The organism is Actinokineospora auranticolor, from assembly GCF_041897805.1.
GTDB classification, from domain to species: Bacteria; Actinomycetota; Actinomycetes; order Mycobacteriales; family Pseudonocardiaceae; genus Actinokineospora; species Actinokineospora auranticolor.
On the sequence record NZ_CP154825.1, the window covers coordinates 8,259,046 to 8,271,196 of the forward strand.

Here is a 12,151-nt window from a genome sequence, read left to right on the forward strand (position 1 = left end):
GCGGGGCGGGTCAGTACCGGGGGAGCAGCTTTTCGCCGATGGCGCGCAGGCCGTCCGCGTCCAGCGGGGGCGCGGCCGAGCCGGATACCCCTTCGGAGACCAGCACGACCAGCGCGCCGGACTTGGCGCGACCGGCGTAGCGGTCGCCGGGGCGGTCGGCGCCCGGCTGGAACGCGAGCTTGGTGTCCGGCGGCACGACCATGATCGACAGCAGCCCGCGGCGGGGGCCCTCCGCCACCTCGACGGCGGCGGACTTGGCGCCTGCCAGGCACTTCACCGGGGAATCGCGCACCGCGCCGCGGTTCACGGCGGACGGGAGCTCGCCCGCGAGGGCAGCAGCGAGCCCACCGTCCGCCGATCCGCACCCACCAGGGGTGCTGTCGGCAGTAGTGCCGACTACTCCGCCTTCCGAGCCCCCCTGCTTGGGCGTCGGCTGCGGAGAGCCACTTTCGGGAACCGCGATGCGCGGACCGTCGGGAGTTACCTCGTTCGGCGCAAACGGGGTGTTACTGTCCGGAGCCACCTGAGGGGCGACCGCTGCCGAATCGTTATCGGATACGCCGGTCGTCGACCCGGAGAACAGCGTCATGCTGACCGTCACACCGGCGACCAGCACGGCGAAGCCCAGCGCCGACCCGGCGAGCACGCCGTTGCGCCTGCGGGTCAGCCTGGCCGACTCGTCGGACACGTCGCCCGCGTCGAACGAGGGCGGCGGCACGTCGCGGACCGCGTTGTTGAACAGCTCCGAGATCTTGCGCTCGTCCATCTACCTCCACCTCCCCGTCACGAACTCGACCTGAGGTCGCCCACCGCGTCACCCAGCACGTCCCGCAGCGCGGTGAGACCGCGCGCGGTCTGACTCTTCACGGTGCCCTCCGAACACCCGAGCGCCTGGGCGGTCCCCGCGACGTCGAGCCCTTCGAGGAACCGCAGGACGAGCACGGCCCGCTGCCGCGGTGGCACCCGGGCCAGCCCGTCGAGCAGCGCCGACCGGGTCGCCACCACCTCACCGACCTCGGCGTTGGAGGCCGCCACCTCCGGCACCGCGTCCACGTGCCGCTCCCGCCGCCACGGCCTGCGGGTCTCGTCGATCATCGCCCGCACCACCGACCTGCGGACGTAGGCGTCCAGGGCCCCGCGGTCCCGGATCTTGCGCCACCGGCGGTGCAACGCGACGAACGCCGTTTGGGCGAGGTCGTCCGCCCGGTGCCAGTCGCCGCAGAGCATGTACGCGGTTCTGCGCACGGCTTCCAGCCGGGCAGCGAAGTACTCCGCGAACTCCTGCTCCTCGCGTTGCTCCACGCGGACGCTCTCCGCTCGTCTTGTCTTCGGGTAAGGGACGGACGTGCCCCGCACTACGGTTGCACGGGACCCGACAGAGATGTACGCCACCCCCGCCGTCGGCCGAATGGTCGAAGCTGTGGTGTGATCGGATCGTGACCCACGCACGTCGAATCGACCTCCGCTCCGACACCGTTACCCGACCGGACGAGGCGATGCGGATCGCCATGTCCGCGGCCGAGGTCGGCGACGACGTGCTCGACCGCGACCCCACGATGCGCAGACTCGAGGACGAGGTGGCGGGCAGCCTCGGCACCGCCGCCGCGCTGTGGGTGCCCAGCGGCAGCATGGGCAACCTGATCGCGATGATGATCCACCTGCGCCGCGGCGACCGGTTCCTGGCGCCGCGCGGCGCGCACGTGTTGGAGTCCGAGCTGGGCAGCGCGGCGTGGCTGGCGGGCGGGATGCCGCAGCCGCTGGAGTGGCGCGTCGGGCCGGGGCGGGTCTCGGCGGACGACGTGCGCGCGGCGGCCACGACCGAGTCGCTCTACTTCGCACTGGAGACGCGGCTGCTGTGCCTGGAGAACACGCACAACATGGCGGGCGGGACGGTGACGCCGCCGGACGAGCACGCCCGGCTGGTGGCCGCGGCGCGCGAGGCCGGGATGCGCGTGCACCTCGACGGCGCCCGGCTGTGGAACGCGGCGGTGGCGCTGGGGGTGCCGCCCGCGGCGCTCGCGGTCGGGGTGGACAGCGTGCAGGTGTGCCTGAGCAAGGGGCTCGGCGCGCCGGTCGGGTCGGTGGTCGCGGGGTCGCGCTCGTTCGTCGCGGAGGCCCGGCGGGTGCGCAAGATGCTCGGCGGCGGCGTCCGCCAGGGCGGTGTGCTGGCCGCGACCGGCCTGCTGGCCTTGGCGCGTATCGACGAGCTGGCGACCGATCACGCCAACGCGGCGCGGCTCGCGGCCGGGCTGGTGGAGCTGGGCTGGGAGGTGGCGGCGCCGGAGACCAACATCGTCATCGCCACCGTGCCCGACACGGCGGCGGCGCTGGAGTCGCTGACCAGGGTCGGCGTGCTGGCCTGGCCGCTGCCCGGCGGCGTGCGGTTCGTCACGCACCGGGACGTGCCCGCGCACGACATCGACGAGGTGCTGCGCCGGATCAGCGTGGCGCGGAGTCCGGCGGCCTGATCAGGTCGGCCCGAAGCTGTGCGATCTCCTCGCGCAGCGCCATCACCTCGGTGCGCGTGGCCTGCTCGATGGACGCCTCGGCGCCCGCGATCTTCTCGACGAACCAGGACGCGATGACACCGGTGACCACACCGAGCAGGGCGATACCGCCGACCATGAGTGCGCCCGCGACCAGGCGTCCTTCGACGGTGACCGGGTAGCGGTCGCCGTAGCCGACGGTCGAGATCGTGGTGAGGGTCCACCAGAGGGCGTCGCCGAAGGTGGTGATGGTCGCGTTCGGGTCCGACCGCTCGGCGTCCAGCACGGCCAGGGCGGCGCCGAAGGCGACCATGAGGGTGGTGCCGCCGACGTAGATGCCGACCTGGCCCCGCAGGCTGCTGCCGACCCGGCGGTTGATGACCCGGAAGACGGTGATCAGCCGGAGGGCGCGCAGCTGGCGGACCATGGGCAGGGCGACCACGACGAGGTCGAACAGGTGCCTGCGGACGAACCGCCACTTGCGCCGGGCCAGGACCAGCCGGACGACGTAGTCCACGGCGAAGACGGCCCAGACCAGCCAGAGCCAGATCTCAAGCCAGATGTGCACGGTCGGCCAGCGGCCCGCGCTGAGCACCTGCCAGGCGTAGGCCGCGAGGAACCCCACGGCCAGCCAGGTCAGCGGCCACTCGGCGCGCGCCTCCCAGGCCGCCAGCCGCGGCTCCAGCGGGTCGTCTTGGCGCACCCCGGGGGCAAACTTGTCGGACACGCCGACATCCTCACCCCTGGGGTGCTACCTGACCAGCGCTGTTTACCTGATCTGCCGGTTGGACGCCCGGCCCTTGATCGCCCCGTAGGCCCCCACCGCGACCGTCGCCACGGCGGCGATGATCAGCAGGGTGCCCACGGCCTTGAAGATGAACCCGATCAGGCTGAACGCCACCCAGATGACGATGATCGCACCGATGATCTTGAGCACCATGTCCGCCGCCTCCCCGAAGAACGCTCGTGTCCAGTCAACGGGGGATCATGCCGCAATGTTCCCCGGACCCGGGTGCCACTTCGAGTGACTTCGGGGTGTTTGGGGGTCACTTTCCGCGATCACCCGAACGGCACCGCGGTCCGGTTCGGCCTTTCGGCGCGGTTTGGCCTTGCGGTTTGGCCTTGGGCGCGTCTCCGGCCCCGGAATCCATTCTACGGGCGGGGTCCGACGGTTTCGGGAGAAGCTGATAAGCCTGTGGATAACTCATCCGACCTGCCCTCAGGCCCAGGTCAGGCCCGCCTCGACGCCGGTTGTCCACAGGCTTGATCGTCTTCTCCCGAAACTGTCGGACCCCGCCACCAGAATTGGTTCCGGGCGGGCCGGAGGCGAGCCGGGTCGGCTTTTCGGGGGTCACCCGGGTTTGCTAGAGCCAGGTGCGGAGGCGGGTAAGGGCTTCCGAGATGTCCGCAGTGGACCCGGCGAAGGAGAAGCGGACGAACTTGCCGCCCTCTTCCGGGTCGAAGTCGATGCCGGGGACGATGGCCACGCCGGTTTCAGCCAGGAGGCGCTGGCAGAAGCTCAGCGAGTCGTGGGTCAGGTGGGAGACGTCGGCGTAGGCGTAGAAGGCGCCGTCGGCCGGGGCGACGCGGGTGATGCCGAGGTCGTTGAGGCCGGTCAGGAGCAGGTCGCGGTTCTGCGCGTAGCGGGCGACGTGGCCGTCGAGTTCGGCGTAGACCTCGTCGTCGATCGCGGCGACGCCCGCGTACTGGGAGATCGCGGGTGGGCAGATGGTGAAGTTGCCCGTCAGGCAGTCGATCGCGCGGTGCAGGCGCTGGGGGACCAGGAGCCAACCGAGGCGCCAGCCGGTCATCGCGAAGTACTTGGAGAACGAGTTCACCACCAGCGCTTCCCGGGAGAACTGCCAGGCCGACGCGGTCTCGGCGCCGTAGGAGATGCCGTGGTAGATCTCGTCGCTGATGAGCTGGACGCCGCGCTCGGCGCACCAGCCCGCGATCGCCGCCAGCTCCGCCGCCGGGAGCACGGTGCCCGTGGGGTTGGCCGGGCTGGCCACGATCAGACCGCTGATCGGCCCGACCTCCTCCAGCATCTCGACCGTCGGCTGGAAGCGGGTCGACTCGTCGCAGGGCAGTTCGACGACCTCGCAGCCGAGGGCCGTGAGGATGTTGCGGTACGCGGGGTAGCCGGGGCGGGCCAGGGCCACCCGGTCGCCCGCGTCGAAGGCGGACAGGAAGGCCAGCAGGAAGCCGCCGGAGGAACCCGTGGTGATGATGACGTCCTGGGGTGTGACGTCGAGGGAGTAGCGGGTCGCGTAGTGGCGGACCAGGGCCTCGCGCAGCTCCGGGATGCCGAGCTGCTCGGTGTAGCCGAGCGGCTGGGAGCCCAGGGCCTCGGCGGCCGCGAGGCGGACGGCCTGGGGCGCGCCGGTGGACGGCTGCCCCGCGGCCAGCGACACCAGGTCGCCGTGGGTGCGCTGCCGGGCGGCGGCCGCCGAGATGACGTCCATGACGTGGAACGGGGGGACCGCGGCGCGGGCGGCCACCGTGAGCAGATCGTGCATGGGCCCAAGGCTAGGCCGCAGCGCGAAGACTCGCGTTCACGGTCACAACGGGAGGGGTTTCAGTAGCCGACGTACCCGCCACCGCCGTGGGTGGCTTTGATGCCGGGCACGTTCGACAGCGAGCCGTAGCGGGAGATCGCGTAGTTCACGCCTGCGCAGATGTTGTCGACCGGGTTCCAGATGTTGTCGTGACCTGCGATCTTGTACGACTGGAAGGTCGGGTCGATGCACTGCATCAGGCCCTTGGACGGGGTGCCCTTGGCCGCGTTGGAGTCCCAGTTGTTGATCGCGTTGGGGTTGCCGCCGGACTCGTGCTGGATGATCTCCCAGATCAGCTGGGCGTCGGCCTCGGTGACGTTGATGCCGCGGGCCCGCAGCTCCGCGATGGCCTGCTTGATCCACTCCTGCACGTTGCCGGGCGGCGGTCCGGCGGGCGGGCCGCCGCTGGACCCGAGTCCGCCGGAGAAGCCACCACCACCTCCGCCCCCACCGCCGCCGCCGGAGTGTCCACCGCCGGAACCGCCGCTGTGGCCGTTGCCGGTCGGGGCGGCCGAGGTCTGGGGGCTCTGCCGGGCCTCCGCGGTGCTCGCCTGGGTGGTGGAGTCGGGCTGGGACGTCGGGGTCCAGTCGATGCGCTTGCCCGGGGCAGGCGCGAAGGCCTGGGTGTTGGGGTCGGGGATGGCGGAGAACTTGGGGTCGACGTGGCGGCCGCTCAGCGCGGAGGCCGCTGTGGACACCACCTGCTCCGCCGCGTTCACCTGCTCGGCGACGCGCCCTTGGTAGCCGGAGGCGATGCCGTCGACGTGCGAGCGCTTCTCCTCCTCCGGGGCGTCTTTGTTGGCGTTGAGCCAGGAGGTGGCGTTGTAGTGCAGGTCGCCGAAGATGCCTTCTAACGTGTCCCGGGCGTTTTGCAGTCCTGTGGCCGCTGTGCGCAAATCGCCCGCTGCGCCGTTGAGAACGTCGGTTAGCGCGGTCGACGCTTTGGTGTAATTGGCCATGTACGCGACAAACCCGTCAGCGGACTTGCCTTGCCAAGCATCATCGAGCTGCTTGACTGAATTGTCCACTTTGGAACCGGAGTCGGAGTTGGCAGTTGCCGCCGTAGTGAACTTCGTGCCCAAATCGCCGATAACGGCTGGCTGAGCCAGGTAGACCTTGTTCGCTGTCGCGGCCAGTTGCGCCGCGGTACCGCCGAGCGCGGCGGCGTCGTCCTTCGCGGTCACGGATCCCCCTACACCGTCAGCGACTGCTTGGCCGCCTCTTCGTTGTTCGCGACCGTCTGCCCGATGGCGTCCAAGGCGCGGTCGACGTTCCCCAGTAGCGCACCGGCGCGGTCGAGTTCGTCACCGGCCGTGGAAGCCAGCGCCCGCACGGCGTTGGCCAGCGCCGCCGAGGCGCTCAGCTCGCCGAAGACGGCGCCGTCGGCGTCCTTCGGCAGGTCGTCGCCCGCCGCGGCCACCGGGCCCGCCTGGCCGGACACCGCGGCCCGGCACTGTTCGATGGCCTGGAAGTTGTAATTCGCGCCGGACACGGATCAGCCCCCTCAGCAGTCGGTGCGCACGCGTTGGACGGGGTTGCCCGCCCCGTGGTTCCCGTGGCTCACGTCTCGTTGAGCAGTTCCCAGACGCAGCCCGCGATGCGCGCGTTGTCGGCGGGGGCGAGCGTGCTCCATCGGCGGCCGTCGTTGCTGGGGCGGGACAGGTAGACGTACCGGCCCTGGTTGGTGTCGTGGAAGGACACCACGCGCCCACCGCGCTGCCTGCGCTGGTCCCGGCCCACCCGTTCGACGCCGAACTGCCCGCGCACGCCCATGCCGCCGAGCATCGCGGCCACGGTCTGGGCCTCGTAGAGGGGCACGCCGTCCTGGTGCAGGGGGGTGATCAGGTTCTGCGGGTCGCTGCCCGCCTGCTTGGCGGCGGCGTCGAGCGCGTCGGTGGGGAGGCTGACCGAGCGGCCCGGACCGGCGGGGGCGTCCCCGGCTATCGAGACGGCGGCCTCGGCGAGCGCGGTCGCCCGGGCCGCGATGAGCCAGACTTGGCCGTTGTCGACCACGGCCAAGCCCGCTTGGTCTCCGGAGGCGACGGCGAGCGCCTTGACCTCGCGGTCGGTCCACACCCAGGCGTCGACGCTGACCTGGGCGTGCGCGAGCAGGCTGAGCCGGTCGGCCACCTCGGGGGCGGCGCGGCCGTTCTCCGCCAGCCCCCGCTGCTCCAACGCGGCGAAGGCCTCCGCGACCAGCTCGGCGCGCTCGGTGTGGGTCGTGCCGGGGCTGGGCACGTCGATCGCCACGTGCCGCAGCGGCAGCCGCTCGGACTCCCAGAGGACGTCGAACTCGAGCGCGGAGAGGACCAGGGTGGACAACTCAGTCGTCTTCGCCGAGCACGGACGGGATCACCAGGCGGTCGTCGCCGAAGACGTCGTCGGAGTCGACGCCGTACTTGCGCACGTGCTCGTCGTCGTCCTCGCCGCGGGAACCGCTGCCCGTCGCGGGCTGCATGAGCGACGAGGACGGCCTACCGGACCGCCCACCAAGACGCTCCGCATTGCGCGCAGCCCGCGCCTCCTCCTCCGGCAGAGCAGCGGCACTAAGCGCCCTCTTGGCGGCGTCGGCACCACCCGGGGAGCCCTTGCCGCCACGGACGACCTGGTCCTTCTCGGCGGTGGCACCGGCCGCGGCACCGGCACCGCCCGCACCCGCGATCCCTGCGGCGGTGGCGATCTCGCCCATGAGGGGGCCGGGGAAACCGGGCCGGAGGCCAGGGCCGAAGGGACCGGAAGAGGGCATGCCGTTGATGCCGGGGACGATCGGGCCGACACCCGAGACGCGGCCGGAGCCTGGTGAGAGCGGGTTGCCGGGGTTGCCCGGGTTGCCTCCCGGCGGGAAGCCCTCTCCGGGGGCGCCTGGATTGAAGCCGGGGGTGCCGGGGTTGAGGCCGGTGAACGGGCCCGCCTGGCCGCCGGGGCCGGTGGTGACGGGGGCGGAGCCGTTGAAGCCGCCCGGGGCGCCGCCGGGGGTGTAGGCGGCCTGGCTGGAGGTGACGCCCTGGGGGGAGGTCATGCCGGAGCCGCCCGCGACGCCTTGGGAGAGGTTCAGCTTGGGCGGGACGGGGAGGGATTGGACGCCGGTGACGAGGCTGCCGCTGTTGCGGGCGTAGTCGTTCATGGCGGCGACAGCGCGCTGGTGCGCTTCGCGGGTCCGCTCGACCTCGGCTGCGTGGTCCGTGGTGTGGCCCAGGAAGCCCATGCCCTGGTCCCAGACGGTCTTCTGGGTGGCCCCGCGCAACTCACTGCCCTGCGGCGCACTACCGCTGGTACCGGAGTAGATCTCACCTTGTGCGGTTGCGCTGTTGGACGAGTCGGTGACCGTGGGTGCGGCGTCGGCGGCATAGACACCTGCCTGCTTCGTCGCCTCCTGACCGCCCTCGGACGCCTCGCCTTCCCAGTAGACGCCGATGGCGGCGAGTTGCTGGCGCAGGGTTCGGTCGGTGTTGGCGAGTTCTTCGGCGATCCGTTGGAGGGCCGTAGCCGCGAGGTGCAGGCTTTCCGACCCCGGCCCTTCGCGCAACCTGTCCAACTGGTCGGCCAGCGCCGGGTAGCCGTAGCCCGCGAAGCGCAGGTTGCCCAGACCGTTGTCCCCTGCCATCTCCAGCCCCTTACTTCGCCAATGCAGTGATCGCCAGGTCCGCCACGTGCTCGTTCATCTGGCACATCTGGTCCAGGGTGAATCCGCCCCGCGTGTTGACCACCATGCTGAACCAGATGTGTTGGCCGGACGCGACGTCGACGGCGACCGAGCAGTCCACGGCCGTCGTCTGCTTCGCGCCCTTCAGGTAGAAGCGCGCGGCGGCGTAGCCCGCCACCGTCGCCTGCTCGGCATCGACATTGCGTTTACCGCTGAGCCAGGGCTCGATGCCCTCATTGGTTATCAGCCTGGCCAGGTATCGGTAGCCGCCCGCATCGCTCACCAGGTACGCGCATTCCTTGGCACCCTTGTAAACGCTGACATCGGAGGTGCGAGGTTCGGCCTTATTGATTTCGAGTTGGGCCATCTGAGCCGCGGTGAGCAGTTTGCACGGATCGACGGCGTCGATCTTGATCTCCTTCGGCCGGGGAGGCAACTCCACTCCACTCGGCCGCGACGCCTTGGACGTCGATTCCGGAGAGCCGGTCGGCGGAGTGTTCTCCACCGGTACGGCAACGCCCCCGGATGTGGAGGTGCACGCGGCACAAGCCATCGCGAGCACCACCGCCGACGCCACCGCGGCGCCCAGCTTGTTAGGCACGCGCGCCTCTCCCCAGGGCCGCGGTGATGCTTTCCTCGCTGTGGCCGTAGCTCTTGGCCGTGTTGGCCAACTGCTCGACCAGCGACTCCAACCCCGTGATGTACTCGCCGATCCGACCGCGGTAGGAGTCCAAGTCGAAAACGAGGCGGTTGTTCCATGCCTCCGCCACGCGGACGCTGACCTCGTCCTCCCCGGGAGGGGCTACCTGCAATCCGTCGCTCGCCGAGTCGACCGTTCTCCGGAGCGATTCCGCCTGGGTGTCGATGATCTTCGCGGCGGCGAGGACGTTGTCCTTGTTGACGACGAAGCGGCCGCCGCTGGGGGCGGTGGCGTGCAGGAGGGTCTCGCTGAGCCTGTTCATGGTGTCGACCAGGCCAAACATGCCGCCAGGCGACTGGTCAGCGGTCATGGCTCGCACCCCCGGGTACGCATCGTGACGGTGTGGTCTCGTTCGAGGCTACCAATGGGGTGGGGGCGCGAGCCCCGACTTCGGGGAACTACCGGGTGGCGGGCACGCCGATCTCACCGTTCAGGGCACGCAGGGCGATGTCCGTGCGGTGGTGGGAGCCGGGCAGGTGGATGGCGTCGACCTTGCGGTACGCCTCGACGCGGGCGGCGGCGAGGTCGTCGCCGGTGCCGACCACCGCGAGGACGCGACCACCCGCGGAGACCAGGGCGCCGTCGTCGCGGCGGCGGGTACCCGCGTGCAGGACGCCGTCGGCCTCGGCGCCGGTGATGACGTCGCCCGTGCGCGGCCTGCCGGGGTAGTTGTCGGCCGCGACGATGACGGTGACCGCCGCCCCCTCCGCCCACTCCAGCGGCGGGTGCGCGGCCAGCTCGCCCTTCGCCGCGGACAGCAGCAGCCGGGACAGGGGGCTGCGCAGCAGGGCCAGCACCGACTCGGTCTCCGGGTCGCCGAAGCGGCAGTTGAACTCGATGACCTCGGGGCCGTTGGACGTCAGCGCGAGGCCCGCGTAGAGCAGGCCGGAGAACGGGTTGCCGCGGCGCGCCATCTCGTCGACCACCGGGCGGATGATGTCCCGGACCACGTCGTCGACCAGGCCGTCGGGCGCCCAGTCCAGCGGGGCGTAGGCACCCATGCCGCCGGTGTTGGGGCCCGCGTCGCCGTCGCCGACGCGCTTGGAGTCCTGGGCGGGCAGCAGGGGCACGACCGCGCCCTCGGCGTCGACCACGCAGAACAGGGACACCTCGGGGCCGTCGAGGAAGCTCTCCAGCAGCACGGGGTGGCCGCCCTCGAGCAGCGTCATGGCGTGCGCGCGGGCCGTGGGCAGGTCGGGGGTGACCACGACGCCCTTGCCCGCGGCGAGCCCGTCGTCCTTGACCACCCAGGTCGGCCCGAACCGGGCCAGCGCCGCGTCCAACCGCGCCGGGTTGTCCACGATCTCGCTCTGCGCGGTCCGCACCCCGGCGGCGTTCATCACATCCTTGGCGTACGCCTTGGACCCCTCGATCCGCGCGGCGTCGGCGCCGGGGCCGAAGCAGGCGATCCCGGCCGCCCGCACGGCGTCCGCCACGCCCGCGACCAGGGGACCTTCGGGGCCGATGACGACGAGGTCGGCCTGCCACTTGGCGGCCAGCTCGGCCACGGCGGTGGGGTCGGCGGGCTCGACGCCGTAGGACTCGGCCAGCGCCGCCGTCCCCGCGTTGCCCGGCGCGCACGCCAACGCGACGACCTCGGGATCCTTCGACAAAGCCAGGACCAGGGCATGTTCGCGGGCGCCAGACCCGACAACCAGGACACGCACGGTGGACGAGCCTAGATGCTCGTCTCCGGCGGTCCGCACCCGGCTCGGCATGCGGTGCGGGTCGGCGGGCGGTGGATTTCACTCGGTTGAGGGACGAGAGTTATCCACAGGCAAGATCGACTGGGCCCATTTCCGCAGGTCAGCCCGGTAGAATTGGCGGCGGGGGAGGCCCCCGGGGTGGGTGGGCCATGCCGTTGGGGCGGTTGGGCGTGAGCAGGGTGTTTGCGGTGTTGGGTGCTGCGAGGTCGCTGGGTTCGAGGCGCGGTTCTTGTGGTGAGGCCGGTTCGGATCTTGGAGGACGACCGCCGGGGCTTGGGGGTTCACGCGGCGGGGAAATGCAGGAGAGGTGGCGGCCTCGCGGCTGCGGCGTGTCTCGCGCGGCGGAGTGAGTGGTGAGGCGGGTTCTGCGTTTAGGAGGGCGGCGGCGATTGCACCCGTGTGGGGTACAGAAGTTATCCACAGGCAAGATCGACTCTGCCTATTTTGCCTGGTCAAGCCGGTAGAATGGGCTTGGGGGACGCCCCCTGGGTGGGTGGGCCATGTGTTGAGGGGCGGCGGGCCGAACAGGTGGCTGGGCCGGGTGGGCGGAGTGGGGGCTCGGTCGTGGGTGGAAGGTGCTGGAACGAGCGCGGTGAGTGGGTGAGGCGCGCGCTGGGAACGTGCTGGCGCGTTGGGCGGGAGGAAGCGGCGTCTTGGGTGGGACCGAGGGAGGCGCTGAGGCCGGGCAACGAGTTGGGTGGCGCGTGAGGTGGCGTGGGCGGAACGGCGAGTCGGGTGGCGCATGAGCCGGTGTGGGCAGGCCAGGGAGATTGGTGGCGCATGAGCCGGTGTGGGCAGGCCAGCGAGTCGGGTGGCGCGTGCGGTGGCGTGGGCGGGACGGCGAGTCGGGTGGCGCGTGAGGTGGTGCGGGCAGGCCAGCGAGTCGAGTCGCGCATGAGCCGGTGTGGGCAGGCCAGCGAGTCGGGTGGCGCATGAGCCGGTGTGGGTGGGGCAGGGAGATTGGTGGCGCGTGAGGTGGTGCGGGCGGGGCAGGGAGTTGGGCGGCTGGATGGTGTGGTGTCGCTGGACGGGTGGGTTTGGGGCGAAGGTGGGGCTGG

At 71.3% G+C, this 12,151-nt stretch carries 13 protein-coding genes; 1 reads left to right on the top strand and 12 read right to left on the bottom strand.

The features are described from left to right. Positions 1-10 precede the first annotated feature (10 nt). Positions 11-766 carry a hypothetical protein gene (locus V5P93_RS36310; protein ID WP_146108021.1) on the bottom strand — a complete coding sequence of 252 codons (756 nt, stop codon included), beginning with the start codon at positions 764-766 and terminating at the stop codon, positions 11-13. A gap of 17 nt (positions 767-783) precedes the next feature. Next, a complete protein-coding gene (locus V5P93_RS36315) occupies positions 784-1,302 on the bottom strand; it encodes a SigE family RNA polymerase sigma factor (protein WP_104479175.1) in 519 nt (172 codons plus the stop codon). A gap of 134 nt (positions 1,303-1,436) precedes the next feature. Here V5P93_RS36315 and V5P93_RS36320 point away from each other — a divergent pair, with 134 nt between their 5' ends. Continuing rightward, positions 1,437-2,468 carry a low specificity L-threonine aldolase gene (locus tag V5P93_RS36320; protein WP_104479176.1) on the top strand — a complete coding sequence of 344 codons (1,032 nt, stop codon included), beginning with the start codon at positions 1,437-1,439 and terminating at the stop codon, positions 2,466-2,468. Here V5P93_RS36320 and V5P93_RS36325 read toward each other — a convergent pair. The 10 genes from V5P93_RS36325 to purD all read right to left on the bottom strand — a co-directional run bounded on the left by V5P93_RS36325 (position 2,440) and on the right by purD (position 11,054). After that, a complete protein-coding gene (locus tag V5P93_RS36325; RefSeq protein WP_245931263.1) occupies positions 2,440-3,213 on the bottom strand; it encodes a potassium channel family protein in 774 nt (257 codons plus the stop codon). The genes V5P93_RS36320 and V5P93_RS36325 overlap by 29 nt on opposite strands. A 42-nt stretch (positions 3,214-3,255) precedes the next feature. After that, positions 3,256-3,426, bottom strand: coding sequence for a hypothetical protein (locus tag V5P93_RS36330; RefSeq protein ID WP_181043478.1), 171 nt, complete (start codon positions 3,424-3,426; stop codon positions 3,256-3,258). 424 nt (positions 3,427-3,850) lie between these two features. Beyond that, a complete protein-coding gene (locus V5P93_RS36335) occupies positions 3,851-5,005 on the bottom strand; it encodes a pyridoxal phosphate-dependent aminotransferase (RefSeq protein ID WP_104479177.1) in 1,155 nt (384 codons plus the stop codon). A gap of 59 nt (positions 5,006-5,064) precedes the next feature. Continuing rightward, entirely contained in the window at positions 5,065-6,228 is a 1,164-nt protein-coding gene (locus V5P93_RS36340) for a transglycosylase SLT domain-containing protein (protein ID WP_104479178.1), read from the bottom strand. 8 nt (positions 6,229-6,236) lie between these two features. Beyond that, positions 6,237-6,536: a hypothetical protein gene (locus tag V5P93_RS36345; RefSeq protein ID WP_104479179.1), complete on the bottom strand. Its 300-nt coding sequence runs from the start codon at positions 6,534-6,536 to the stop codon at positions 6,237-6,239. A gap of 68 nt (positions 6,537-6,604) precedes the next feature. Beyond that, positions 6,605-7,366 carry an ESX secretion-associated protein EspG gene (locus V5P93_RS36350; protein ID WP_245931264.1) on the bottom strand — a complete coding sequence of 254 codons (762 nt, stop codon included), beginning with the start codon at positions 7,364-7,366 and terminating at the stop codon, positions 6,605-6,607. Position 7,367: 1 nt separating this feature from the next. Further along, entirely contained in the window at positions 7,368-8,648 is a 1,281-nt protein-coding gene (locus V5P93_RS36355) for a PPE domain-containing protein (protein ID WP_104479180.1), read from the bottom strand. 10 nt (positions 8,649-8,658) lie between these two features. Continuing rightward, complete coding sequence (locus V5P93_RS36360; RefSeq protein WP_146108022.1) at positions 8,659-9,288, bottom strand: DUF3558 domain-containing protein; 630 nt, start codon at positions 9,286-9,288, stop codon at positions 8,659-8,661. Then, entirely contained in the window at positions 9,281-9,697 is a 417-nt protein-coding gene (locus V5P93_RS36365) for a PE domain-containing protein (protein ID WP_104479181.1), read from the bottom strand. The genes V5P93_RS36360 and V5P93_RS36365 overlap by 8 nt, the downstream gene beginning before the upstream one ends. Positions 9,698-9,785: 88 nt before the next feature. Then, entirely contained in the window at positions 9,786-11,054 is a 1,269-nt protein-coding gene (gene purD, locus V5P93_RS36370) for a phosphoribosylamine--glycine ligase (protein WP_104479182.1), read from the bottom strand. Positions 11,055-12,151: the final 1,097 nt, after the last annotated feature.